The following is a 25922-nucleotide window of genomic DNA, read 5'->3' on the forward strand; positions in this document are numbered from 1 at the left end:
CCGACCACATAACAATAATTTTACACTGGAAGAGACTATGAGCCGCTACCCGTCGCTATTCGCCCCCCTCGATCTGGGGTTCACAACGCTCAAAAACCGCGTGTTGATGGGCTCAATGCACACCGGGCTGGAGGAGCATCCGGACGGGGCCGAGCGTCTGGCGGCCTTTTATGCCGAACGCGCGCGCCACGGGGTGGCGCTGATCGTCACCGGGGGTGTGGCTCCCGCGCCATCAGGCGTGGGGATGGAAGGCGGAGCGGTGCTTAACGATGCGTCACAACTGCCGCACCATCGCATTGTGACCGATGCCGTTCACAGCGAAGGCGGTAAAATTGCCCTGCAAATCCTGCATACCGGGCGTTATAGCTATCAGCCCAATCTGGTGGCACCGTCGGCCATTCAGGCACCGATTAACCGCTTCAAGCCGCATGCCCTCAGCCACGATGAAGTGCTGGCGCTGATTGACGACTTCGCCCGCTGTGCGGCGCTGGCGCGTGAAGCGGGCTATGACGGTGTCGAGGTAATGGGCTCCGAGGGCTATCTGATTAACGAATTCCTCGCCGCCCGCACTAACCAGCGTGACGACGAATGGGGTGGCGATTATGCGCGACGTATGCGCTTTGCCGTCGAAGTGGTACGCGCCGTGCGCGAACGTGCGGGCGCTGACTTTATTATCATCTTCCGCCTGTCGATGCTGGATCTGGTGGAAGGCGGCGGGACGTTTGACGAGACCGTCCAGCTGGCGCAGGCGATTGAAGCCGCCGGTGCCACCCTCATCAATACCGGGATTGGCTGGCACGAGGCGCGTATCCCGACTATCGCCACGCCGGTACCGCGCGCGGCATTCACGTGGGTTACGCGCAAGCTGAAAGGCAAAGTGTCTGTTCCGCTCGTGACCACTAACCGTATTAACGATCCGCAGGTGGCGGATGATGTCATCTCACGCGGCGATGCCGATATGGTGTCGATGGCGCGTCCGTTCCTGGCAGATGCAGAACTGCTTTCCAAAGCGCAAAACGGGCGTGCGGATGAGATCAACACCTGCATCGGCTGTAATCAGGCCTGTCTGGATCAGATCTTCGTCGGGAAAGTGACCTCCTGCCTGGTTAACCCCCGCGCCTGCCATGAAACCAAAATGCCGGTGCTCCCGGTAGACAAATCAAAACGCCTGGCGGTTGTCGGGGCGGGCCCCGCGGGGCTGGCGTTTGCGGTAAATGCGGCGTCGCGCGGGCACAGCGTGACGCTGTTCGATGCCGCAGGCGAAATTGGCGGGCAGTTTAATATTGCCAAACAGATCCCCGGCAAAGAGGAGTTCTATGAAACGCTGCGCTACTACCGCCGGATGATCGAGCTAACGGGTGTGGATCTGCGGCTCAACCAGTGGGTAAGTGCGCCAGATCTGCTGGATTACGACGAGGTTATCCTGGCGAGCGGGATCGCCCCGCGCACGCCTGCGATCGAGGGTATCGATCATCCTAAAGTGCTGAGCTATCTCGATGTGCTGCGCGATAAAGCGCCGGTTGGGGAAAACGTGGCCATTATCGGCTGCGGTGGGATTGGCTTTGATACCGCCATGTATTTAAGCCAGCCGGGCGAGGCCACCAGCCAGAACATTGCCGAATTTTGCGTGGAATGGGGCATCGACACCAGCCTGAGCCAGCCCGGCGGCCTGCGTCCGGAAGGGCCACAGCTGCCGAAAAGCCCACGGCAGATCGTCATGCTGCAGCGCAAAGCAAGTAAGCCGGGTGAAGGACTGGGGAAAACAACCGGCTGGATCCACCGCGCCACCCTGCTTTCGCGCGGCGTGAAGATGATCCCGGCTGTGAGCTATCAGAAGATCGACGACGACGGCCTGCACGTCACGATCGGCGGTGAGCCACAGCTGCTGCGCGTGGATCATGTGATTTTATGTGCCGGGCAGGAGCCAAAGCGCGATCTGGCGGATCCGCTGCGTGAGGCAGGTAAAACGGTGCATTTGATCGGCGGATGCGATGTGGCAATGGAGCTGGATGCGCGGCGGGCCATTGCGCAGGGCACCCAGCTTGCACTGGTTATTTAGCGACGACGTCCCAGCTTCACCGCTTTCAGCACCACGAACTTGTTGTTGGTGGCGATGGTGACGCAGTTACCGAAAATCTTCTTCAGCTTGTGGAAGTAGTCCAGGTGACGGTTCGCCACAATATACAGTTCGCCGTTGATTTTCAGGCAGCGGCGCGCATGGTGGAACATTTCCCACGCGACGTTATCCGTCAGGGCGTGCTTCTGGTGGAACGGTGGGTTGCAGAATACGGCGTTGAAGCGGAAAGGCTCTACGCCGGACAGCGCGTTATTAATCATAAACTCACAGCGATCCAGCGCCTCTGGCATGTTGGTTTCCACGTTCAGACGGCTCGACGCCACCGCCATTGGCGATTCGTCGCTGAAGACCACGCTGGCTTGTGGGTTCTTTGCCAGCAGCGTCAGGCCAATCACGCCGTTACCGCAGCCGAGATCCACAATCTCCCCTTCCAGATTTTCCGGCAGATGTTCAATAAAGAAACGTGCGCCGATATCAAGGCCGGTACGTGAGAAGACGTTCGCATGGTTGTGGATGGTCCAGTCGGTACCTTCCATCTTCCAGCTCAGCGTCTCTGGCGCGTCAGCCAGTTCCGGCGCGCTGAAGGTACAGTTGATCAGGCGCGCTTTTTTCCAGGCCAGCGTCGTGGTGGTCGGGCCCAGCACTTTCTCGAACAGCTCCAGCGTTGAGGTATGAATATCACGCGCCTTCGCGCCCGCGATGATGCGCGTCTCTGGCGTGACGACTTTCCGTAATGCACGCAGTTGCTGCTCCAGCAACGCCATGGTTTTTGGCACTTTGATCAGCACCACGCCCGGCGCCTGCGGGTAGTCTGCGGTGCTGTCGAGGAACTTCACGCTGGATTCATCGAGATCGTTGTGACGCAGGTTTTCACGCGTCGCCAGCTCGCTTAAGTATGAATCGCCAATGCTGTAAGGCGTGTGCGCCGCCAGGGCGCAGCCCAGCGCTCCGAAGGCATCATTCAGGATCAGAACCGGGCCGCGAATTTCAGTGTCATCCAACTGTTGCAGCAGATATTCATCCGCCGCTTCCCACGCCTGAAGCGGGTTAACGTCGTCCGTCTCCGGGAAACGTTTAAGGTTGAGTGAACGGAAACCGTTGTCTAAGTGGCTCATCGGCCCTCCTGAATGGTAAAATTTGGCGTTATCCCTGAAAAGGGTGCGTGAGTATACCCGTTTTCAACTTATTTTGGGGTTTTGATGAACCAGCTGACTTATCTCCAGGGCTACCCGGAGCATCTGCTCTCCCAGGTACGCACGTTAATTGCCGAGCAAAAACTGGGGGCGGTGCTGGAAAAACGTTATCCCGGCACGCACGATGTCGCGACCGATAAGGCCCTCTGGCAGTATACGCAGGATCTCAAAAACCGGTATCTGAAGAGTGCCCCCCCCATCAATAAAGTGATGTACGACAACAAGATCCACGTGCTGAAAAACGCGCTCGGCCTGCATACGGCCATTTCACGCGTCCAGGGCGGTAAGCTAAAAGCAAAAGCCGAGATCCGCGTCGCCACCGTCTTTCGCAACGCACCGGAAGCCTTTCTGCGGATGATTGTGGTGCACGAGCTGGCGCACCTGAAGGAAAAAGAGCATGACAAGGCGTTCTATTCCCTGTGCTGCCATATGGAGCCACAGTACCATCAGCTGGAGTTTGATACCCGTTTGTGGCTTACGCATTTATCGTTAAAGAGTAATGCGCAGTAGCGCACTGGTTTTGCAACAATCACGTGCTACAGTGGCTAAAGGTTCCCCGCTATGGAGTACGTAAACGTTTATGATACGTTTCGCAGTCATTGGTACGAACTGGATCACGCGCCAGTTCGTCGACGCCGCCCACGAAACCGGCAAACTTAAGCTCACCGCCGTCTATTCCCGCAGCCTTGAACAGGCGCAGGCCTTCGCGAACGATTATCTGGTTGAACATCTGTTCACCTCGCTTGATGAGATGGCGCAAAGCGACGCCATTGACGCGGTCTATATCGCCAGCCCGAACGCCCTGCACTTCCCGCAAACCCGGCTCTTCCTCAGCCACAAAAAACATGTCATTTGCGAGAAGCCGTTGGCCTCGAATATCGAGGAAGTGGAAGCCGCCATTCAGTGCGCCCGCGACAACCAGGTGGTGCTGTTCGAAGCGTTCAAAACCGCCAGCCTGCCGAACTTCCTGCTGCTACAGCAGTCTTTGCCGAAGGTGGGCAAAGTGCGCAAAGCCTTTATTAACTACTGTCAGTACTCGTCGCGCTACCAGCGTTATCTGGACGGCGAGAACCCGAACACCTTTAATCCGGCCTTCTCCAACGGCTCGATTATGGACATCGGTTTCTATTGCCTGGCCTCTGCGGTTGCCCTGTGGGGCGAGCCGCACGGCGTAACGGCCACTGCCAGCCTGCTGGAGAGCGGTGTGGATGCGCACGGTGTCGTGGTGCTGGATTACGGTGATTTCAGCGTCACGCTGCAGCACTCCAAAGTGAGTGACTCCGTCCTGCCAAGTGAAATTCAGGGTGAAAACGGATCGCTGGTTATCGAGAAGATCTCCGAATGCCAGAAACTGAGCTTTGTGCCGCGCGGCGGTAAAGCGCAGGAGCTGACGCAGCCTCAGCATATTAACACTATGCTCTATGAGGCAGAGGTCTTCGCCCGTCTGGTGGAAGACAACGAAGTGAATCACCCTGGGCTTGCGATAAGCCGCACCACGGCGAAGCTGCAAACGGAAATCCGTCGCCAGACCGGCGTGGTTTTCCCGGCAGACGGCGTGAGTACAGAAGCTATCGCGTAAAGCTGTGTAATGAATGGCTGAGGACCATTGACGAAACTGATGGTCTGACATATTTTGTTACGAGCAAAGGGGAGTAACTTCCTTGCCGGTGGATCGTCATTACGATGCGTGCAAAACCGCATCCGGTCGCCGGGCAACCTTCGTGGTTGTAAGTGAGACCTTGCCGGAAGGCGAGGTCTATGCATAAAAAGCTAACGGCTATCGTCTTCTGACCATGGCCGTTTTTGTTTTTTATGTGTAAGGAAAATAGTATGCATTCTGTCGGCACTCCAATGTTGTGGGGCGGATTCGCGGTTGTCGTGCTCATCATGCTGGCAATCGACCTCTTTTTGCAGGGCCGTCGCGGCGAGCACGGTATGAGCGTCAAGCAAGCCGCCGTCTGGTCGCTGGTGTGGGTATCCCTCTCACTCCTTTTCTGCGCCGCCTTCTGGTGGTATCTGGCCTCGACCGAAGGCCGTGCGGTGGCTGATCCTCAGGCGCTCGCCTTCCTCACCGGTTATCTGATTGAAAAAGCGCTGGCGGTTGATAACGTCTTCGTCTGGCTGATGCTGTTCAGCTACTTTGCCGTGCCTGCTGCCCTGCAGCGTCGCGTGCTGGTTTACGGCGTGCTGGGGGCAATCGTCCTGCGTACCATCATGATCTTCGCCGGAAGCTGGCTGATAACCCAGTTCGAATGGCTGCTGTACGTCTTTGGCGCGTTCCTGCTGTTCACCGGGGTTAAAATGGCGCTGGCGAAAGAAGACGAAACCGGTATTGGTGATAAGCCGCTGGTGAAGTGGATCCGTGGTCATCTGCGCATGACGGACAAAATCGAGAGCGAGCATTTCTTTGTCCGCAAGAATGGCCTGCTGTTCGCCACCCCGCTGCTGCTGGTGCTGATTCTGGTGGAGCTGAGCGATGTGATCTTCGCCGTGGACAGTATCCCGGCTATCTTCGCTGTCACCACCGACCCGTTCATTGTGCTGACCTCTAACCTGTTCGCTATTCTCGGTCTGCGTGCAATGTACTTCCTGCTGGCAGGCGCGGCTGAGCGCTTCTCAATGCTGAAGTACGGTCTGTCGGTGATCCTGGTGTTTATCGGTATCAAGATGCTGATTGTTGATTTCTACCATATCCCGATTGCCATCTCGCTCGGCGTGGTGTTTGGCATTCTGCTGGTAACGCTGATTATCAATACCTGGGTTAACCGCCAGCACGATAAAAAGCAGCAGGCGTAGTGCGTTTTGCCGGGTGCCGCAGCGCCACCCGGCACTTTCGTTAACCAATAGTTAAAAAACATGACGCAACACGTAAAATCCAGCATTTTACTCTTCCGCCTTTCCTCGCTTTCCCTGATACTCAACCAGGCAAACAAATACTTACATCCGGACATAAATGTGCCTTAGAGCACAGCCAGGATGGAACGCAATTTCACTCAGGAATAACGTATGAGCACACAATCACGCGGTCTGTTCGCGCGCCTGGCGCAGGGCAGCCTTGTAAAACAAATTCTGGTCGGGTTGGTACTGGGTATTCTGCTGGCTATGGTGTCAAAACCTGCAGCAGAAGCCACGGGACTGCTTGGAACCCTTTTCGTTGGCGCACTGAAAGCCGTGGCACCGGTACTGGTTCTGATGCTGGTCATGGCGTCGATTGCCAACCACCAACACGGACAAAAAACCAACATTCGGCCGATCCTGTTCCTGTATCTTCTGGGCACTTTCTCCGCTGCCTTAACCGCCGTGGTATTTAGCTTCCTGTTCCCGTCTACGCTGCACCTGACCAGCGCGGCCGGTGATGTCACGCCGCCATCCGGGATTGTGGAAGTGCTGCGTGGCCTGCTGATGAGCATGGTCTCCAACCCAATCACGGCGCTGATGAACGCAAACTACATTGGCATCCTGGTCTGGGCAATTGGGCTGGGCTTCGCGCTGCGTCATGGTAATGAGACCACGAAAAACCTGGTTAACGATGTCTCGAACGCCGTGACCTTCATGGTGAAAATCGTTATTCGCTTCGCCCCAATCGGTATTTTTGGTCTGGTCTCCTCTACGCTGGCAACCACCGGTTTTGACGCGCTGTGGGGCTACGCACAGCTGCTGATGGTCCTGGTTGGCTGCATGCTGCTGGTGGCGCTGGTAGTTAACCCCCTGCTGGTGTTCTGGCAGATCCGCCGCAACCCGTATCCACTGGTAATGACCTGCCTGCGTGAAAGCGGCGTGTACGCCTTCTTTACCCGCAGCTCTGCAGCTAACATTCCGGTTAACATGGCGCTGGCGGAGAAGCTGAATCTGGATCGTGATACTTACTCCGTGTCTATCCCGCTGGGTGCAACCGTGAACATGGCGGGCGCGGCGATCACCGTCACCGTGCTGACCCTGGCGGCAGTGCATACGCTGGGTATCGCGGTGGATCTGCCTACGGCGCTGCTGTTGAGCGTGGTGGCCTCGCTGTGTGCCTGTGGCGCATCCGGCGTGGCGGGCGGCTCTCTGCTGTTGATCCCGCTGGCGTGCAATATGTTTGGTATCCCGAACGAAATTGCCATGCAGGTGGTCGCAGTCGGCTTCATTATCGGTGTGCTGCAGGATTCCTGTGAGACGGCGCTGAACTCTTCTACCGACGTGCTGTTCACCGCTGCGGCCTGTCAGGCGGAAGATGCGCGTTTAGCGAAGAACGCATTACGAGGTTAACAGCAAAACGGCAACCCTGAGGTTGCCGTTTTTAGTGTTTGTCCCCTCTCCCGTGGGAGAGGGTCAGGGTGAGGGCACCGGCCCGCACCCAACTTACAACGTCACCCCACTCTTAAAGATCGCCAGCTCACGGAAGTCGTTTTTCTCGTTGCAGGTCTGCTTGCCGTTGGCAAATTCCACAATACTGTCCACAAACTCCGTCAGCAATTCAGGCATTGCTTTACCGTGAATGAGCTGACCGGCATCAAAGTCGATCCAGTGCTTTTTCTTCGCCGCCAGTTCACTGTTGGTGGCAATTTTGACCGTCGGGACAAACCCGCCGTACGGCGTACCGCGGCCGGTGCTGAACAGCACCATGTGGCAGCCGGCACCGGCCAGCGCGCTGGTGGCAACCGCATCGTTCCCCGGGGCGCTCAGCAGGTTCAGTCCGTGGGTTTTCAGGCGTTCGCCGTAGCGCAGGACATCCACCACCTGGCTGGCGCCCGCTTTCTGGGTACAACCCAGTGACTTCTCTTCAAGCGTGGTGATCCCACCCGCTTTGTTACCCGGCGACGGGTTCTCATAAATCGGCTGGTTGTGAGCGATGAAGTACTGTTTGAAATCATTCACCATGGTGACCGTTTTCTCAAACGTCGCTTCATCACGGCAGTGGCTCATCAGGATACGCTCGGCACCGAACATCTCCGGCACTTCCGTCAGCACCGTCGTTCCCCCGTTGGCGATCACATAGTCCGAGAAGCGGCCCAGCATTGGGTTCGCGGTGATGCCGGAAAGACCGTCCGAGCCACCACACTCCAGCCCAAACTTAAGCTCGCTCAGCTTGCCCGGCTCACGTTTATCGTGGCGCATCGCCTCATACAGCTGGTGCAGTTGCTCAACGCCCGCTTCCACTTCATCATCCTGATGCTGACACACCATAAAGTGCACGCGCTCAGGGTCAAACTCGCCCAGCGTCTCCCGGAAGGCATCCACCTGGTTGTTCTCGCAGCCCAGGCCAATCACCAGCACCGCCCCCGCGTTCGGATGACGCACCATGTTTTGCAGCATGGTACGGGTGTTGATGTGATCGTCACCCAGCTGTGAACAGCCGTAGGTGTGGCTGAACAGGTGCACGCCGTCAATGCCTTCGGCATCGTGAGTCTCTTTCAGGAAACGCGTCTGGATTTGACGCGCGATCCCGTTCACGCAACCGACTGTCGGGAGGATCCAGAGTTCGTTGCGGATCCCTACCTCACCGTTGGCGCGGCGGTAGATCTGCACCTCACGATCTGCCGCCTGCTCCTCTTGCGCATGGAAATCAGGTTGATAGCTGTACTCGTCCAGATCGCTCAGATTGGTGCGGGTATTGTGGGAATGAATGTATTCACCCGGCGCAATATCCGCCAGCGCATGGCCAATCGGTAAACCGTACTTCACCACGTTCTCCCCTTTCATAATGGGGATCAGGGCAAACTTATGTCCACGTCCAATGGCCTGGCGCAACGTGACCGATTGATTACCGAAAGTGACCTCTGTTCCTTCGGTCAGATCTGCCAGCGCGACGCCGACGTTATCCAGCGAATGGATTTTGATGTAGTGCATATCAACCTCAAACGGGCTTAGTTCAGTTCTATGGCGAAGTAGTCACGCGCATTGTTAAAGCAGATGTTTCTCACCATCTCGCCAAGCAGCTGGATATCCGCCGGTGCTTCGCCCGCGTGCACCCAGCGGCCAATCATCTGGCACAGAATGCGGCGGAAGTATTCGTGGCGGGTGTAGGAGAGGAAACTGCGGCTGTCGGTCAGCATGCCGACAAAGCGGCTTAACAGACCCAACTGCGCCAGTTGCGTCATCTGACGCTCCATGCCATCTTTCTGGTCATTGAACCACCAGCCGGAGCCGAACTGCATCTTGCCCGGCATCCCTTCACCCTGGAAGTTGCCGATCATGGTGCCCAGCACTTCGTTATCGCGCGGGTTCAGGCAGTAGAGGATGGTTTTGGGCAGCAGGTTTTGCTCGTTCTGTTTGCTCAGCAGTTTAGAGAGCGCTTCGGCCAGCGGACGGTCGTTGATGGAGTCAAAGCCCACGTCCGCGCCCAGCAGTTTGAACTGACGCTGGTTGTTATTACGCAGCGCGCCAATGTGGTACTGCTGCACCCAGCCGCGACGGGCATATTCAGCGCCAAGGAAGACCAGTACCGCAGTTTTGAACTGGGCGACTTCATGCTCGCTCAGGGCTTCACCGGAGAGACGGCGCGCCAGAATGCTATCCAGCTCGGCTTCGTTAGATTCTGCAAACAGCACCACATCCAGGGCATGGTCAGAGACTTTACAGCCGTGTGCCGCAAAGTGATCCAGACGTTTGATCAGCGCACTCTGCAGGTCCGCAAAACGACGGATGTCGGTGTCAGAAACCTCGCCCAGCTTCACCATATAGTCGCTAAAAGTGTCGAGTTCGATGTTAAAGGCTTTATCCGGACGCCAGCTTGGCAGCACTTTGATATCAAATGCGGTGTCTTTTGCAATGACCGCGTGATATTCAAGCGAGTCGATCGGGTCGTCGGTGGTGCCCACCATCTTCACGTTCATCTGCTTCATGATGCCGCGCGCGGAGAAGTTATCCTGTGCCAGCAAGTCGTTGCACTGCTCCCAAATCTCATCCGCCGTAGCCGGTGAAAGCAGCTTACCGGTAATGCCAAACGGACGGCGCAGTTCGAGGTGCGTCCAGTGATAGAGCGGGTTACCGATGGTCTGCGGCACGGTAGCCGCCCAGGCATCAAATTTCTCGCGGTCGCTTGCGTCGCCGGTACACAGGCGTTCAGCGACGCCGTTGGTGCGCATGGCGCGCCATTTATAATGATCGCCCTTCAGCCAGATGTCATACAGGTTTTTGAAACGGTAATTGTCGGCAACCTGCTGCGGCGGTAAATGGCAGTGGTAATCAAAAATGGGCTGGTCTTTTGCGTAGTCGTGATACAGGCGGCGGGCAAATTCAGTGTCTAACAGAAAATCGTCGGTCATAAACGGTGTCATTATCGTCTTCCTCGTAACGGGAGCGGCAGAAAGCTTATGTTCAGATGCTGCAAAGTTATCACACCAATTTCCAGAGCCTGAGGTTTTTTTCGTGAGTTGGATCAATAAACCCGGACAAAAAAATTACCCCGAATGAGGTAAACCCTTCTGCAGGCCGCGTCAGAACTGGCTTCGCCTGCGCCAGATAATGCCCCTACAAAGAATCATACATTTGTGATGTCACTCACCTTTTAAAGTTGTATGACAAGTTATCTTTTCGCCGTCGCAAACACGCAGCCGACGGAATGCATTACCGGTGTCAGACATCGGATTTAACGGTACGGAAACCGACTTATGCACGCTTATTTATGGCAAGGTTCGGGCCGTTCCGGGACGTTCTCCCGGTTACGCCCCTCCCGTTACACAGCCCTCCCCCAAACCGGTGAGAGGTTGCCGTGCCCTGGCACGGAAATAACATAACGATGAGGTTTTAGATGCGTAAAATTAAAGGGTTACGTTGGTATATGATCGCACTGGTGACGCTCGGCACCGTGCTGGGCTACCTCACGCGTAACACCGTGGCAGCCGCCGCGCCCACGTTGATGGAAGAGCTGCACATCTCCACGCAGCAATACTCCTACATCATTGCCGCCTACTCCGCGGCTTATACCATCATGCAGCCTGTTGCAGGCTATGTGCTGGACATTCTCGGTACCAAAATCGGTTATGCCTTCTTCGCCATCGCCTGGGCGGTGTTCTGCGGTGCAACGGCGCTGGCAGGCAGTTGGGGTGGCCTGGCGCTGGCACGCGGCGCGGTAGGTGCGGCGGAAGCGGCGATGATACCGGCAGGGCTGAAAGCCAGCTCTGAGTGGTTCCCGGCAAAAGAGCGTTCTATTGCGGTCGGTTACTTCAACGTCGGCTCGTCCATCGGGGCGATGATTGCCCCCCCACTGGTGGTGTGGGCCATCGTCATGCACAGCTGGCAGATGGCGTTTATTATCTCTGGCGTACTGAGCTTTGCCTGGGCCATGGCGTGGCTGGTGTTCTATAAACACCCGCGTGACCAGAAAAAACTGTCTGAAGAAGAACGCGAGTACATCATTGGCGGTCAGGAAGCGCAGCACCAGACCAACAACGGCAAAAAAATGTCCGTCTGGCAGATCCTGGGGACCCGTCAGTTCTGGGGTATCGCGCTGCCACGCTTCCTGGCTGAACCGGCCTGGGGCACCTTTAACGCCTGGATCCCACTGTTCATGTTTAAGGTCTATGGCTTTAACCTGAAAGAGATCGCCATGTTCGCCTGGATGCCCATGCTGTTCGCTGACCTGGGCTGTATCGTGGGTGGTTACCTGCCGCCACTGTTCCAACGCTGGTTTGGGGTGAACCTGATTGTTTCCCGTAAGATGGTCGTGACCATGGGCGCGCTGCTGATGATTGGCCCGGGGATGATCGGCCTGTTCACCAGCCCGTACGTGGCTATCGCCCTGCTGTGCATCGGTGGTTTTGCACACCAGTCGTTATCCGGTGCGCTGATTACCCTCTCGTCTGACGTGTTCGGCCGTAACGAAGTGGCAACGGCCAACGGCCTGACCGGGATGGCCGCCTGGACCGCAAGTACCCTGTTTGCGCTGGTGGTGGGTGCGCTGGCGGATACCATCGGTTTCAGCCCGCTGTTTGCGGTACTGGCTATCTTCGACCTGATGGGGGCAGTCGTTATCTGGACGGTGCTGAAAAGCAAATCTGCCGACGAACTGGCGAAAGAGTCCCTCGGGAAACCGGCGACGCAGAGTTAGCATTGCTGTGCCGGGTGGCGCTGCGCTTACCCGAGCTATAAAACCAGCCGCCTCCGGGCGGCTTTTTTAATGGCAAAATCTGGAGAGTGGCATGCAAAAGTGGTATAACAAATCATCCGCCGTACCCTGCCTGGAGCGCATATGGAAATCACCGAACCACGTCGTTTATATCAACAACTTGCTGCCGAGCTGAAAGATCGCATCGAGCAAGGGGTCTATCTTGTCGGTGACAAACTCCCCGCTGAGCGCTTCATAGCCGATGAAAAAAACGTGAGCCGCACCGTGGTGCGTGAAGCGATCATCATGCTCGAAGTGGAAGGTTACGTTGAGGTTCGCAAAGGTTCCGGCATTCATGTGATTTCTAATCAGCCTAAACACTCTCCTGTTGCGGACGAAAGCCTGGAATTTGCCAGCTATGGTCCGTTTGAGCTGCTCCAGGCCCGCCAGCTCATTGAAAGCAACATTGCGGAATTTGCGGCAACCCAGGTGACCAAGCAGGACATCATGAAACTGATGGAGATCCAGGAGAACGCCCGCAAGGAAAAATGTTTCCGCGATTCGGAGTGGGATCTGCAGTTCCACGTTCAGGTGGCACTGGCAACGCAAAATACGGCGCTGGCCGCAATTGTAGAAAAAATGTGGACTCAGCGCGTTCACAACCCGTACTGGAAAAAACTGCACGATCATATTGATTCACGTACGGTGGATAACTGGTGTGACGATCACGACCAAATCCTCAAGGCGCTGATTCGTAAAGATCCCCACGCCGCGAAACTGGCCATGTGGCAGCACCTCGAGAACACCAAGCAGATGCTGTTCAATGAGACCAGTGACGACTTCGAATTTAACGCCGACCGTTATCTTTTTGCGGATAATCCTGTCGTTCACCTCGATACCGCGTCAAGTCAGGCAAAATAGTTTGCCTCCGTGCTGGCAGGCGCTTCGCTGCGCCTTCCCGCGCTTATGGGTAAGCAAAACATATATAGTGTCAGCCTTTGTAAATCCCCTCGCTCACTTCCAGGGCTTACGCCAAAATCATCACACCCTGCAAATTCTGTGACGCAGAACGTTGGGCTTTGTTACAATTGGATTCAATTCCTTATTTTGTAAGTTAGTGCTTGCTAACCAGCCAATTAACAGGGAACAGTGTTGGCCACACCGCAATGTGTCCGCGAGCGACCATAATGAAATCACAACAATGTCGCCGTGCTGTTTGTCCCGGATAACAGGCGTGACGTTAACCGATTTCCAGGAACACTGAATGGAACTTTTGACCCAACTACTGAATGCCCTCTGGGCTCAGGATTTCGAAACGCTGGCCAACCCTTCCATGATTGGCATGCTCTATTTTGTCCTGTTTATGATCCTGTTCCTTGAGAACGGTCTGCTGCCTGCGGCCTTTTTGCCTGGCGACAGTTTGCTGGTGCTGGTCGGCGTGCTGTGTGCCAAAGGGGCGATGGCGTTTCCGCAAACCATTTTTTTACTGACCGTCGCTGCCAGCCTCGGCTGCTGGGTGAGCTACATCCAGGGACGATGGCTTGGCAATACGCGGATAGTGCAGAACTGGCTTTCGCACCTTCCGGCGCATTATCACCAGCGGGCGCACCATCTTTTCCATAAGCACGGCCTTTCCGCACTGCTGATTGGCCGCTTTATTGCGTTTGTACGTACTTTGTTGCCGACCATCGCGGGTCTGTCAGGTCTCAGCAGCACTCGCTTCCAGTTCTTTAACTGGATGAGCGGCCTGCTGTGGGTGCTGATCCTCACCACGCTGGGCTATGCGCTGGGTAAAACGCCGGTATTTATGAAGTATGAAGATCAGCTGATGTCATGCCTGATGCTGCTGCCTGTCGTCCTGCTGGTCTTCGGCCTGATCGGTTCGCTGGTTGTCCTGTGGAAGAAAAAATACGGAGCCAGGAGCTAACCATGGTTATCTCAGCGCTCTCCCTGCGTCGTTGTGCGTACGCACTGATCGCCCTGGTGCTTATCAGCGCCATGCTTCTGGTCTGGAGCGCGCTTTCGCATCAGGAATCTACGCTGGCCATTCGCCCGGTTAATCAGGGTGTCAGCGTACCGGATGGGTTTTCTGTCTGGCACCATCTGGATGCCAACGGGATCCGCTTTAAAAGTATCACCCCACAAAACGATGTGTTACTGATCAAGTTTGACTCTCGTGCGCAGAGCGCGGCCGCGAAAGTGGTGCTTGACCGCACGCTGCCGCAGGGATACATCATTGCCCAGCAGGACGATGACAGCCGGCCAGCGGCCTGGCTGTCGCTGATTCGCGATACGTCGCATCGATTTGGATAATTACCAGGATTCCGAATCTTTTCACTCACTTTGGTGAATCCCCCGTTTACTTACTATGCTTAAGTACGCGGAGCACCCCTCAAATGTTCTCCGCTTAGTCTGGATAGCGGCTTATGCCGCAACACAATGGAAGGTTTCGATAATGAAATTCCGCATTACTCTGGCTTTGGCCCTTTTATCTTTAAGCACTGCCTCCTTCGCCACTTCTCTCTGTCAGGAGAAAGAGCAGGATATTCAGCGTGAGATCGGTTATGCCGAAAAGCACAACAATCAGCATCGTGTTGAGGGGCTGAAAAAAGCGCTGAGCGAAGTGAAAGCGAACTGTTCAGACAGCCAACTGCGTGCCGATCACCAGAAAAAAATCGCTGAACAGAAGGACGAGATAGCCGAGCGTCGTCACGACCTGCAGGAAGCGAAAGAGAAAGGGGATGCGGAAAAAATTGCCAAGCGCGAGAGAAAGCTGAAAGAAGCGCAGGACGACCTGAAAGCGCTGGAAGCTCGCGATTATTGAGTTAACGGAAATCTCAACAGGAGAAAATCATGTCAAAAGATACGACGTCTGAACATCTGCGCGCTGAACTGAAATCCCTGGCTGACACCCTTGAAGAGGTGCTGAACTCCTCTGCCGATAAGTCAAAAGAAGAGGTCAGCAAACTGCGCAGTAAAGCGGAGCAAGCGCTGAAAGAGAGCCGCTATCGCCTGGGTGAAACCGGTGATGCGCTGGCAAAACAGACCCGTGAAGCCGCAGCGCGTGCTGACGAATATGTTCGCGATAATCCGTGGACGGGTGTCGGTATTGGTGCCGCAATCGGTGTGGTACTGGGCGTACTGCTGACGCGTCGTTGATATGGAAGATCCTCGTCACGCACAAGGGCCTGCTAACAACGTCCTCGGCATCGGCCAGCGTATCTTAACGACGCTGGTCGGGATTGCCGAAACGCGCGTCCGGCTGGCAGTGGTAGAGCTGGAAGAGGAGAAAGCCAACCTCTTCCAGATGCTGCTGATGCTTGGACTGACCATGCTCTTCGCCGCGTTTGGTCTGATGAGCCTGATGGTACTCATCATCTGGGCCATCGATCCGCAATATCGACTCAACGCGATGATTGCCACCACCGTCGTTTTGCTGGTTGCAGCACTGATTGGCGGTATCTGGACGATGCGCAAAGCGCGTAAGTCCACTTTCCTGCGCCATACGCGCCAGGAGCTGGCGAACGATCGCGCTCTGCTGGAGGATGACAAGCCGTGAGCGATAAAGCCGAACGTGAAAAGCGAAAAGCCTTTCTGTTAAGCCAGATCCAGCAGCAACGGCTGGATCTGTCTGCCAGCCGTCGCGACTGGATTGACGCGACGCGTCGGTTTGACCGTGGCTGGAACACCTTCCTGAGCCTGCGTTCCTGGGCTCTGGTTGGCAGCAGTGTGATGGCAATCTGGACGATCCGTCATCCGAATATGCTGATCCGTTGGGCCCGACGCGGCTTTGGTGCCTGGAGCGCCTGGCGTCTGGTGAAAGCGACGATTCGCCAACAGCAGCTTCGCTAGCCTTCTCGCCGGGTGGCGGCTACGCCTTACCCGGCCTACTTTTGAATCGTAGGCCGGGTAAGCGCAGCGCCACCCGGCAAAATTCCCCCAGCCTCCCTTACTCAATATCTTTGAAAAAGATTGACAGTTTTCCTTGCTAACAATCGCCAACCGTCACGTTTATGATGCTCTCCATCGACAGCAAAGACGCGGTATCTACCCGAATTTGCAGACAAATAATGTTCAGCCGCTGATGTGGTTTCCTGGAGAGTAAAATGAAAAAATTAGAAGATGTTGGTGTACTGGTAGCACGTATTCTGATGCCAATTCTGTTCATCGTTGCAGGTTGGGGCAAAATCACCGGTTATGCAGGTACCCAGCAGTATATGGAAGCCATGGGTGTTCCGGGCTTTATGCTGCCACTGACCATTCTGCTTGAGTTCGGCGGCGGCCTGGCGGTACTGTTCGGCTTCCTGACCCGTACCACGGCGCTGTTTACTGCGGGCTTCACCCTGCTGACGGCGTTCATCTTCCACAGCAATTTTGCTGAAGGCGTGAACTCCCTGATGTTCATGAAAAACCTGACCATTGCGGGTGGCTTCCTGCTGCTGGCTGTCACCGGCCCGGGCGCATACAGCATCGACCGCGTTCTGAATAAGAAATGGTAAGCACGCTATACTGAATAAACACAAAGCGAGGAGACCTCTCCTCGCTTTTGCTATCTGACGGAGGAGAAAAAAATGGGACAACTCGTAGACGGCGTCTGGCAGGATGTCTGGTATGACACCAAATCCACCGGTGGACGCTTCAAGCGCTCTGTTTCGGCCTTCCGTAACTGGCTTACCGCCGATGGTGCTGCCGGCCCGAGTGGCGAAGGTGGCTTTGCGGCCGAGAAAGATCGTTATCACCTCTATGTTTCCCTCGCCTGCCCGTGGGCGCACCGCACGCTGATTGTGCGCAAGCTGAAAGGCCTCGAATCCTTAATTCCGGTGTCGGTGGTGAACCCGCTAATGCTGGAAAACGGCTGGACGTTCGACCGTGATTTCCCTGCTGCGACGGGTGATGAACTGTATCATCACGATTTCCTCTACCAGCTTTATCTGCGCGCCGACCCGCACTACACCGGGCGCGTCACCGTACCGGTTCTGTGGGACAAGAAAAACCAGACGATTGTCAGCAATGAGTCTGCGGAGATCATCCGCATGTTTAACACCGCCTTCGACGCCCATGGCGCGCGCGCCGGGGATTACTATCCGGTTGAGCTGCGAGACAAAATCGATGAGCTGAACAGCTGGATTTACGACAACGTTAATAACGGCGTTTACAAGGCCGGTTTTGCCACCAGCCAGGAAGCCTACGACGAAGCGGTTGGAAAAGTCTTTGAATCTCTTGAGCGTCTGGAGCAGATCCTCGGCCAGCACCGCTATCTGACGGGCGATCGTCTGACGGAAGCGGATATCCGCCTGTGGACGACGCTGGTTCGTTTTGATCCGGTCTATGTCACCCACTTTAAGTGTGACAAACACCGCATCAGCGATTATCTGAACTTGTATGGTTTCCTGCGCGACATCTACCAGATGCCGGGAATTGCCGAAACGGTCGATTTTGACCATATCCGCACCCACTATTTCCGCAGCCACAAAACCATTAACCCGACGGGTATTATCTCCATCGGGCCGTGGCAGGATCTGAATGAACCCCACGGGCGCGACGTTCGTTTTGGATAAATATTAAGGGCATCGTGAGATGCCCTTTTTTAATTCACAATCTCCATCTATCCTTACCTCGATCGCTTAGAAAACAAGTGATTGACTGATAAATGAGGCAAGGAAATGGATTGGTATTTAAACGTACTGCGCAACTACATTGGATTTGGTGGCCGCGCGCGCCGCAAAGAGTACTGGATGTTCATTCTGGTGAACTTCATTTTTGCTCTGGTGCTGAGCATCGTGGATAAAATTCTGGGCTGGGAGTGGGCGAGTGGGGAAGGCGTCCTTACATCGATTTATGCCATCTTTATTCTTCTGCCGTCCTGGGCCGTACAGTTCCGCCGGCTTCACGACACGGATCGTTCCGCCTGGTGGTTACTGCTGCTGTTAATCCCGGTAGTGGGGTGGATTGTGATTTTAATCTTCAACTGTCAGAGCGGGACGCCGGGTGAAAACCGCTTTGGTCCGGATCCGAAGATCGGCGCGTAAATTTATGCCCGATGGCGCTTAGGCACATCGGGCTTACTCTTTTATTTGTTGTGATGCGCAAAGAGCTTTGGAATTTCTCGCAAACACCACGATTTCGCTTCGCCCATGCTGTCGCGACGCCACGCCATAATGATATCCACTTCGCTGGTGTACTCCGGGCTGACGACGCGCAGACGCCCTTCAGCAATATCTTTTTCAACAAACGGATACGGCATGGTCGCCACGCCCAGTCCTGCCAGCAATGCCTGGCGCTTATCTTCCAGCGATGTGACCGTCAGACGCGGCTGTTTATCCAGCAACTGCACCGTTAGCACCGGACGTTCACGCGCGGTATCCGCAACCGCCACGCCCCTGTACTTCACGCGCGTCACTTCAGAAAGCGGCTCCGGCTCCTGGTGAATCGGGTGATTTGGCGCGGCGACGTAAACGTTCATCACGCTGTAGAGTTTACGGGAGTTGATCTCAGACGATGAACGGAAGTGCATATCCGGTGCAATTACGATATCCGCCCTGCCCGTCTCCAGACGCTCCCACGCGCCTGCCAGCACCTCGGTGATGATTGAAAGCTGCGTGTTCGCTTTGTCTGCCAGCCTGTCCACCAGCGGGAATAACGCCTCGGTAGGCACCAGAGCCTCAGTGACCAGCGTCAGGTGAGTTTCCCAGCCGCGTGCCAGCGCCTCGGCGTCCGTCGTCAGTTTATCCGCCGCTTCCAGCAGTACGCGACCACGTTCCAGCAGCATCCGTCCAACGTTCGTGAATTTTGTTCGATGACCGGAACGGTCAAAGAGCACCACGTCCAGCTCTTCCTCCAGCTTTTGCATGGTATAGCTGAGCGCAGACGGAACGCGCCCCAGTTCATCTGCCGCGGCGGCAAAGCTGCCACGCCTGTCAATCGCGTCCATGACGCGAAGCGCCTCAAGCGTCAATGCTCTCTCTTTAGCCATCTCGTTCTCATTCAGGAAATTTGAACATACCGGGCAGAATATCTGGCTAACAATGAAGCGTCCATACCTTTACCATTGTTTTAGTGTAAAGAGAGGTCAAGTTTATGATTACGACAAGAACAGCTAAACAGTGCGGACAAGCCGATTTCGGTTGGCTGCAGGCCCGCTACACCTTTTCCTTTGGACACTACTTTGACCCTAAACTCCTCGGTTACGCTTCACTGCGCGTGTTAAATCAGGAAGTGCTCGCCCCGGGCGCCTCCTTCCAGCCGCGTACGTATCCGAAAGTCGATATCCTGAACCTGATCCTGGAAGGCGAGGCAGAATACCGTGATAGCGAGGGCAATCATGTCCAGGCAAAGGCTGGCGAAGCGCTGTTAATTTCCACGCAGCCGGGCATTAGCTATAGCGAGCATAATCTCAGCAAAGACAAAACGCTGACCCGCATGCAGCTGTGGCTGGATGCCTGCCCTGAGCGGGAAAATCCGCTGGTGCAAAAAATCGATCTGCAGAGCGAAAAGCAACAGCTGATCGCTTCTCCGGACGGGAGCAAAGGCAGCCTGCAACTGCGTCAGCAGGTGTGGCTGCACCATATTGAACTGAAGAAAGGTGAACAGGCGAGCTTCCAGCTTCATGGCCCGCGCGCCTACCTGCAATCGATTCACGGTACGGTGCATGCGGTAACGCACACGGAAGAGAAAGAGGCGCTCACCTGCGGCGACGGGGCGTTTATTCGTGATGAAGCGAATATTACGCTGGTGGCCGATACGCCGCTGCGTGCGCTGCTGATTGATTTGCCGGTGTAGAGAATGCCCTCATCCTAACCCTCTCCCACAGGGAGAGGGAACCGATCGAGCACCTGAACTCGCTACACCTTACTCGCCATAATCTCAATAATCTGCCGGTCCGTTGCCTGCATTGAGCGGCACGCTAACGCGCACAGGTTAGAGATAGACTGCTCCACATCGTGCGCCACAATCCCTTCATTGCCCGTCACGGCAGACTCATCCAGCGCCATCATCACCGCTTTCCAGGCGCTGCTGACGCTGGTTGAGACTTTCATGGCACAACTGTTTGAAGCGCCGTCGCAAATCATCCCACTGACGTCACCGATCATGCTGCTGATGGCCATCGCGATCGTTTGATAGTTTCCCCCCATCAGCCAGGCCATGCCGCCTGCCGCCCCCATCGCTGCGGTTGTCGCAGCGCACAGCGCCGACAGGCGGGGAAGCTGGGCGTGGATATAGATCGCCGAAAGATGGGACAGCATCAGCGCTCTGGCCAGCCGTTCCTCATCAGCCTGAACGTGCTCCGCCACAACCACTACCGGCATGGTGGCGGTGATCCCCTGATTGCCGGACCCTGAATTGCTCATTGCCGGAAGCGTAGCACCGCCCATTCGGGCGTCAGAGGCCGCGCTGGTGCGGATAACAATGTCCGAGCCAACATCCTTCGCCATCCATCCGCGCATACGCTGCTTATTCAGCGTCGCGCCAATATGCAGCCCCCATTTTCCGCTCAGCCCTTCACGAGAAAGGGCATCGTTAAGCTGCCCCGCCTGCAGAATAAAGCGGATCGCCTCACACGGAACCTGCTCCACGAACGTGAGGATCGCCGACAGCGTGGTGTGAGAGAACACCTCCAGCGGATCGTCACCCGCCTCTCCCGGCTGTTCATCACGGGTGAAGCGTGTTTCGCCCTCACAGACCACCTCCACCACGCGAGTATGCCCACCTGCGATGGTCACCATGGCCGAGGCCTCTCCGGCATAAACACAGGCGCGCGAATAGAGGATTTCCTCGCACGGCACCTGCAGTTTCACCAGGACCTGACCCGCATTGAGCAGGGCTTTGGCGCGTTCCAGCGCATCGGCTGACGCCCCTTTTAGCACCTCCAGCCCGGCGCGGGCATTCCCGCCCGTCGCTCCCAGCGCCGCCGCAATGGGTAGCCCGACCATGCCGGTGCCGGGTACCGTTACGCCAAGCCCGTTTTTCATCAGATTGGGCGATACCCATGCTTCAATGCGCGTTACCTCACCGGGCAGGTGCTCAGCGGCTATCGCACAGGCCAGCGCCAGAGAGATAGGTTCAGTGCACCCCAACGCAGGTTTAACCTCTTCCTGCACCGCGCGAATAAAATGATTCCATAAAGGGTTAGTTTGCTCAGACATCGTTACGACCTTAATTGCTCCTCAGGAGAATGCGAGGAAAGGAGAAACACAAAGCAGCAGCCCGGTAATGATGATAATCACCAGTGATACGCCTTTATATTTATGCAGGGCGGGTACCTTGCAGACCAGCCATGCAGGGATCAGACAGCCCACCATGCCGAAGATGGGGCTGCAAATAGACGTGAAGCTCAGCACCGGCGCGTTTAATACAATCGCGCTCCAGGCCAGCAGGATGGCGAACAGCATAATCCCACGCTGGACGGTGTTTTCATTGATTTTCTCTGCCGGCATTTTGCGACGCAGAATGTTCATCACGATGCCCTGCGTGGCCTCGCGAAAGCCAAGATAGACGCCGAAGAAGGCCGTCATAACAGCAAAGATATTGAGGATCACGCTGACGATTTTGACCCAGCCCGCACCCTCTCCGCTGATAAACTGCGCCGCAATCGCCAGGGCAGAGATGTTCTGCTCATAGGCTTTTACCGCTTCATCGTGCCCCATCGCCAGCGTGAAGGAGACGGCGTAGAAGAATACCGTCACAAACAGCACGCCAAAGGCGATATTCATGGCCCGCAGCGCTTTATGACGCGCCACCTCAACGGACTTTTCCCGTGAACGGTAGGAGATCACCATCGGGCTTAAGGTCTGAATAAACAGAATTGAGGTTAAGGTAAAGGGAAGCGTAATGATGGCATTTTTAATCAGCAGCCCCATCGGCGGCAGCATGCCTACGTTGGCTAAATGCCAGAGGCCAATCATCGACAAGCCCAGCGCGGCAACCACAAATAGCTTGGTCAACACCATCAGGCTGGAGACTTTAAACAGCAGCTTTTCGCCGCGGGAAGAGATGGCCACCAGAATACAGATCAGCACTAACCCGTAGAACGGGTTTTCTGAGAGTAGCCCGTCGGTAACGCCAAAGGTCTGCAAATAAGAGGCGCTGTCGTTGGTAATGGCGGTGGAATAGACAAACATCCAGATGACCAGCATCACAAAATAGAGTGCGCCTAATAAGATGCCCCAGTTTTTCCCGAGATATCCACTAATGACGCTCGGATAATCTTTGCATTCCGGTGATTCCGCCAGCGTATTAATAAACAGGCGCTGGAATAAATACATCGCCGGATATCCAATCACGGACGAGAGCAAAAAGACCCACAGCCCCATTAATCCGACCTGCACCGGGAGAAAAACAATCCCCGCGCCGATGGCCATCCCGATACTCATGATGACCCAGCCCGTATCGGTACTGTCGAACTTGATCGCCTCGCGCCATTCGCTCTCACGCATTCCCGCCCGCCTTGCCGCGGGGGAATCATTCACAATCACACTGCTGTTTGTAGCCGTATCCATAAGGCACTCGCTTTTTTGTAGGGTAAGACATTGTTTTTATGTAGTTCTTATCGCCAGCGATAGCGAGTAAGAGGAGTGCAGGTGCGTATTATTGGTGTGGGAAAATAGTAACCGGAGCGAAGGAGAAAAAAGTCACAAGATGAGTAAGGATATTCTTTTTTTAGAGGAAAATTTGCTTCGTGGTGATGGTTTTTAGCGAGGAATTTCTAAAAGTGACGGCGATCAAGAAATAAATACCCGCGTCATGCGCGGGTACGACATTACTCTGCCAGCGCGTTAGCCATATCGGCTCTGATCTGTTTACGCTGTTCTGGCGTCAATACCTGGCTGACGTCGAAGTAATATTTCACGCGGTAATAACGGGTTTGCTCCTCAATTTTGCTGAAAGCGGCAAGCTGGTTTTTCACCGTACTTTCATCCCATTTACCCGCCTGGAACATGTCGATCAGTGCGCCGTTCTTCACGCCGGTCATCGGGATCATGCTGACATTTTGTTCCAGCTGTTTGTGGAGATCGTCAATCTTCTTAACCTGGTCATTGCTGAGCTTCAGGTGCTGTACCAGCGGATCCTGCGATGGTGCAGGTGCAGCCTCCACATTTGCGGCCTGCGCCGTGAAACTGCATGCCACCAGAGACGCAGCAACCAAAGCAATACGGGTCATTTTCATCATCTTACTGTCCTTACATTCTGTTATCGGGAAAAGCAGGAGCATTGTTTTTCAAGAGCGGATGAATATGTGTGAGTAATTATATAAACAAGTTTGTATGTTTAGCGGGCAAAAAAAAGCCCCCTACGGTAAGGGGGCATGAGAACTCACGTTCGTCAGATAGATTGCGTAAACGTCCTTGAAATCACATCCTGCTGCTGCTCGCGCGTCAGGGCATTAAACCGCACCGCATACCCCGAAACGCGGATCGTCAGGTTCGGGTAATTTTCCGGGTGCTCAATGGCGTCCAGCAGCATTTCCCGGTTCATGACGTTGACGTTCAGATGCTGCCCGCCCTCGATGGCTGTTTCGTGGTGGAAGTACCCGTCCAGCAGCCCCACAAGGTTGGTTTTGCGTACCAGCTCGTCCTTGCCCAGCGCCTGCGGCACGATGGAGAAAGTGTAAGAGATCCCGTCCTTGGCGTAGGTGAACGGCAGCTTGGCAACCGAGGTTAACGACGCCACTGCCCCTTTTCTGTCACGTCCGTGCATTGGGTTGGCACCCGGCGCAAACGGCGTGCCGCCCCGGCGTCCGTCTGGCGTGTTGCCGGTCTTCTGGCCGTACACCACGTTCGAGGTGATGGTCAGGATCGACTGGGTCGGCACCGCGTTACGATAGGTTGGTAACGCCTGAATTTTCTTCATAAAGCGCTCCACCAGGTCACAGGCGATGCTGTCCACGCGATCGTCGTTGTTACCGTACTGCGGATAATCCCCTTCAATGACAAAATCGACCGCCAGACCGGTATGGTCGCGCACCGGTTTCACCGTCGCATATTTAATGGCCGACAGGGAATCGGCGGCCACTGACAGTCCGGCGATACCGCAGGCCATGGTGCGGTAGACGTCCCGATCGTGCAGCGCCATCAGCGAGGCTTCGTAGCTGTACTTATCATGCATGTAGTGAATGAGATTCAGCGCGCTGATGTACTGCACCGCCAGCCAGTCCATAAAGTGATCCAGGCTCGCCATCACGGTGTCGTAGTCCAGCACCTCGTCCAGCAGCGGCGCGGTTTTCGGCCCGACCTGGATCTTCAGCTTCTCATCCACCCCGCCGTTGATCGCATACAGCAACGTTTTCGCCAGGTTGGCGCGGGCACCAAAGAACTGCATCTGCTTGCCGATCACCATCGGGCTGACGCAGCAGGCAATAGCGTAGTCGTCGCTGTTGAAGTCGGCACGCATCAGATCGTCGTTCTCATACTGCAGCGACGAGGTGACAATCGAGACCTGCGCGGCGTATTTCTTGAACGCGATCGGCAGTTGTTCAGACCACAGGATCGTCAGGTTTGGCTCTGGCGCAGGCCCCATGGTGTGCAGCGTGTGCAGGTAGCGGAAGCTGTTTTTGGTCACCAGCGTGCGGCCGTCCAGCCCCATTCCGCCGATCACCTCTGTCGCCCAGATCGGATCGCCAGAGAAGAGCGTGTCGAACTCCGGCGTACGCAGGAAGCGCACCATGCGGATCTTCATGATGAAGTGGTCGATCAGCTCCTGTGCCTGAACTTCATTCAGCCGCCCGGCCTGCATGTCGCGCTCAATGTAGATATCGAGGAATGACGCGGTACGCCCCAGCGACATCGCCCCACCGTTCTGGGATTTCACCGCGGCCAGGTAGGCAAAGTACAGCCACTGCACCGCTTCCTGCGCGTTCATCGCCGGACGCGAGATATCAAAGCCGTAGTTCGCCGCCATCTGCTGGATCTGCAGCAGCGCGCGCTTATGCTCCGCCAGCTCTTCGCGCAGGCGGATCGTCGCCTCCAGATCCTCGCCGCGTTCCAGTCTCGGCTGCAGATCCGCGAACTGCAGTTCACGCTCACGCACCAGATAGCTGATGCCGTACAGCGCCACGCGGCGGTAGTCGCCGATGATGCGCCCGCGTCCGTAGCCGTCCGGCAGCCCGGTCAGTACGCCCGATTTACGGCAACGCATCATCTCCGGCGAGTAGACGTCAAACACGCCCTGGTTATGGGTTTTACGCAGGTCGGTAAACAGGTATTCGAACTGCGGATCCATCTCGCGGCCGTAGGCTTCAAACGAGCTGCGGATCATGTTGATCCCACCATACGGATGCAGGGCGCGCTTGAGCGGCTTATCGGTTTGCAGGCCGACGATGGTCTCCAGCTCCCGGTCGATATAGCCCGGTCCGTGAGCGGTAATGGTGGTGGCGATGTTGGTATCGAAATCCACCGGGGCGTGGGTGGCATTTTCCTGGCGAATCCCCACCATCACCTTTTGCCACAGCGCCGTCGTTGCTGGCGCCGCCTGCGCGAGGAAAGTTTCGTCGCCTTCATAAGGGGTGTAGTTATGCTGAATAAAATCGCGCACGTTAACGGCGTCTTTCCATTCTTCACCGCGAAACCCGGCCCATGCGTCGCTGTAAGGCGCAACGCGCGTATCAATCGTTACTTTCATGAGATTCTCG

The 25922-nt window shown here is 55.8% G+C and carries 25 protein-coding genes; 17 read left to right on the forward strand and 8 right to left on the reverse strand.

What is annotated here, in order from left to right; genetic code table 11:
• Nucleotides 1-37 precede the first annotated feature (37 nt).
• Nucleotides 38-2059, forward strand: coding sequence for an FAD-dependent oxidoreductase (locus tag ACMWKA_RS06405; protein ID WP_414760084.1), 2022 nt, complete (start codon nt 38-40; stop codon nt 2057-2059).
• On the opposite strand, the gene rlmG is transcribed toward ACMWKA_RS06405, so the two are convergent.
• Entirely contained in the window at nt 2056-3192 is a 1137-nt protein-coding gene (rlmG, locus tag ACMWKA_RS06410) for a 23S rRNA (guanine(1835)-N(2))-methyltransferase RlmG (protein ID WP_013098854.1), read from the reverse strand. The genes ACMWKA_RS06405 and rlmG overlap by 4 nt on opposite strands.
• Nucleotides 3193-3276: 84 nt before the next feature.
• Between rlmG and ACMWKA_RS06415 the strand changes: the two genes are divergently transcribed.
• The 4 genes from ACMWKA_RS06415 to sstT all read left to right on the forward strand — a co-directional run bounded on the left by ACMWKA_RS06415 (nt 3277) and on the right by sstT (nt 7518).
• On the forward strand, nt 3277-3780 hold the full coding sequence (locus ACMWKA_RS06415) for a YgjP-like metallopeptidase domain-containing protein (protein WP_013098855.1): 504 nt from the start codon (nt 3277-3279) through the stop codon (nt 3778-3780).
• A 70-nt stretch (nt 3781-3850) separates the two neighbouring features.
• Nucleotides 3851-4849 carry a Gfo/Idh/MocA family protein gene (locus tag ACMWKA_RS06420; protein WP_013098856.1) on the forward strand — a complete coding sequence of 333 codons (999 nt, stop codon included), beginning with the start codon at nt 3851-3853 and terminating at the stop codon, nt 4847-4849.
• A 251-nt stretch (nt 4850-5100) separates the two neighbouring features.
• On the forward strand, nt 5101-6066 hold the full coding sequence (locus ACMWKA_RS06425) for a TerC family protein (protein WP_013098857.1): 966 nt from the start codon (nt 5101-5103) through the stop codon (nt 6064-6066).
• A gap of 210 nt (nt 6067-6276) precedes the next feature.
• Entirely contained in the window at nt 6277-7518 is a 1242-nt protein-coding gene (sstT, locus tag ACMWKA_RS06430) for a serine/threonine transporter SstT (protein WP_038985779.1), read from the forward strand.
• Nucleotides 7519-7611: 93 nt separating this feature from the next.
• On the opposite strand, the gene ACMWKA_RS06435 is transcribed toward sstT, so the two are convergent.
• Nucleotides 7612-9099, reverse strand: coding sequence for a UxaA family hydrolase (locus ACMWKA_RS06435; protein ID WP_013098859.1), 1488 nt, complete (start codon nt 9097-9099; stop codon nt 7612-7614).
• 17 nt (nt 9100-9116) lie between these two features.
• Nucleotides 9117-10529: a glucuronate isomerase gene (uxaC, locus tag ACMWKA_RS06440; protein ID WP_040021980.1), complete on the reverse strand. Its 1413-nt coding sequence runs from the start codon at nt 10527-10529 to the stop codon at nt 9117-9119.
• Nucleotides 10530-11002: 473 nt separating this feature from the next.
• On the opposite strand from uxaC, the gene ACMWKA_RS06445 reads away from it, so the two are divergent.
• The 11 genes from ACMWKA_RS06445 to ACMWKA_RS06495 all read left to right on the forward strand — a co-directional run bounded on the left by ACMWKA_RS06445 (nt 11003) and on the right by ACMWKA_RS06495 (nt 18327).
• Complete coding sequence (locus ACMWKA_RS06445; RefSeq protein WP_029883511.1) at nt 11003-12301, forward strand: MFS transporter; 1299 nt, start codon at nt 11003-11005, stop codon at nt 12299-12301.
• A 141-nt stretch (nt 12302-12442) separates the two neighbouring features.
• Nucleotides 12443-13219: a transcriptional regulator ExuR gene (gene exuR, locus ACMWKA_RS06450; protein WP_013098862.1), complete on the forward strand. Its 777-nt coding sequence runs from the start codon at nt 12443-12445 to the stop codon at nt 13217-13219.
• Between the two features lie 343 nt (nt 13220-13562).
• Nucleotides 13563-14225: a DedA family general envelope maintenance protein YqjA gene (gene yqjA / locus ACMWKA_RS06455; protein ID WP_013098863.1), complete on the forward strand. Its 663-nt coding sequence runs from the start codon at nt 13563-13565 to the stop codon at nt 14223-14225.
• Between the two features lie 2 nt (nt 14226-14227).
• Nucleotides 14228-14611, forward strand: coding sequence for an EnvZ/OmpR regulon moderator MzrA (gene mzrA, locus ACMWKA_RS06460; protein ID WP_020689389.1), 384 nt, complete (start codon nt 14228-14230; stop codon nt 14609-14611).
• A 142-nt stretch (nt 14612-14753) separates the two neighbouring features.
• The gene (locus ACMWKA_RS06465; RefSeq protein WP_020689388.1) at nt 14754-15122 is read left to right on the forward strand and encodes a DUF1090 domain-containing protein; all 369 of its coding nucleotides are present in this window, start codon (nt 14754-14756) and stop codon (nt 15120-15122) included.
• Nucleotides 15123-15151: 29 nt separating this feature from the next.
• Nucleotides 15152-15457 carry a DUF883 family protein gene (locus tag ACMWKA_RS06470; RefSeq protein WP_013098866.1) on the forward strand — a complete coding sequence of 102 codons (306 nt, stop codon included), beginning with the start codon at nt 15152-15154 and terminating at the stop codon, nt 15455-15457.
• 1 nt (nt 15458) lies between these two features.
• On the forward strand, nt 15459-15857 hold the full coding sequence (locus ACMWKA_RS06475) for a phage holin family protein (RefSeq protein ID WP_013098867.1): 399 nt from the start codon (nt 15459-15461) through the stop codon (nt 15855-15857).
• Entirely contained in the window at nt 15854-16150 is a 297-nt protein-coding gene (locus tag ACMWKA_RS06480) for a YqjK-like family protein (RefSeq protein WP_013098868.1), read from the forward strand. The genes ACMWKA_RS06475 and ACMWKA_RS06480 overlap by 4 nt, the downstream gene beginning before the upstream one ends.
• Before the next feature lie 254 nt (nt 16151-16404).
• On the forward strand, nt 16405-16797 hold the full coding sequence (locus ACMWKA_RS06485) for a DoxX family protein (RefSeq protein WP_013098869.1): 393 nt from the start codon (nt 16405-16407) through the stop codon (nt 16795-16797).
• Nucleotides 16798-16869: 72 nt separating this feature from the next.
• Nucleotides 16870-17856 (forward strand): glutathione S-transferase family protein, encoded by a 987-nt coding sequence (locus ACMWKA_RS06490; protein WP_029883513.1) that lies wholly within the window; start codon nt 16870-16872, stop codon nt 17854-17856.
• 105 nt (nt 17857-17961) lie between these two features.
• Nucleotides 17962-18327 carry a DUF805 domain-containing protein gene (locus ACMWKA_RS06495; protein WP_013098871.1) on the forward strand — a complete coding sequence of 122 codons (366 nt, stop codon included), beginning with the start codon at nt 17962-17964 and terminating at the stop codon, nt 18325-18327.
• Nucleotides 18328-18368: 41 nt separating this feature from the next.
• On the opposite strand, the gene ACMWKA_RS06500 is transcribed toward ACMWKA_RS06495, so the two are convergent.
• Entirely contained in the window at nt 18369-19271 is a 903-nt protein-coding gene (locus ACMWKA_RS06500) for a LysR family transcriptional regulator (protein ID WP_014885334.1), read from the reverse strand.
• A 104-nt stretch (nt 19272-19375) separates the two neighbouring features.
• On the opposite strand from ACMWKA_RS06500, the gene ACMWKA_RS06505 reads away from it, so the two are divergent.
• Nucleotides 19376-20077, forward strand: coding sequence for a pirin family protein (locus ACMWKA_RS06505; RefSeq protein ID WP_013098873.1), 702 nt, complete (start codon nt 19376-19378; stop codon nt 20075-20077).
• A 62-nt stretch (nt 20078-20139) separates the two neighbouring features.
• On the opposite strand, the gene ACMWKA_RS06510 is transcribed toward ACMWKA_RS06505, so the two are convergent.
• The 4 genes from ACMWKA_RS06510 to pflB form a co-directional block, all read right to left on the reverse strand.
• The gene (locus ACMWKA_RS06510; protein ID WP_040021972.1) at nt 20140-21441 is read right to left on the reverse strand and encodes a serine dehydratase subunit alpha family protein; all 1302 of its coding nucleotides are present in this window, start codon (nt 21439-21441) and stop codon (nt 20140-20142) included.
• 21 nt (nt 21442-21462) lie between these two features.
• A complete protein-coding gene (locus ACMWKA_RS06515; RefSeq protein WP_062935278.1) occupies nt 21463-22794 on the reverse strand; it encodes an amino acid permease in 1332 nt (443 codons plus the stop codon).
• 260 nt (nt 22795-23054) lie between these two features.
• On the reverse strand, nt 23055-23465 hold the full coding sequence (locus ACMWKA_RS06520; RefSeq protein WP_150057404.1) for a Spy/CpxP family protein refolding chaperone: 411 nt from the start codon (nt 23463-23465) through the stop codon (nt 23055-23057).
• Between the two features lie 152 nt (nt 23466-23617).
• On the reverse strand, nt 23618-25912 hold the full coding sequence (gene pflB, locus ACMWKA_RS06525; protein WP_250181747.1) for a formate C-acetyltransferase: 2295 nt from the start codon (nt 25910-25912) through the stop codon (nt 23618-23620).
• Nucleotides 25913-25922: the final 10 nt, after the last annotated feature.

The sequence above is a fragment of the Enterobacter sp. 03-F-07-AD-ECC genome (assembly GCF_047530935.1).
In the GTDB taxonomy this organism is placed as follows: Bacteria; Pseudomonadota; Gammaproteobacteria; order Enterobacterales; family Enterobacteriaceae; genus Enterobacter; species Enterobacter cloacae.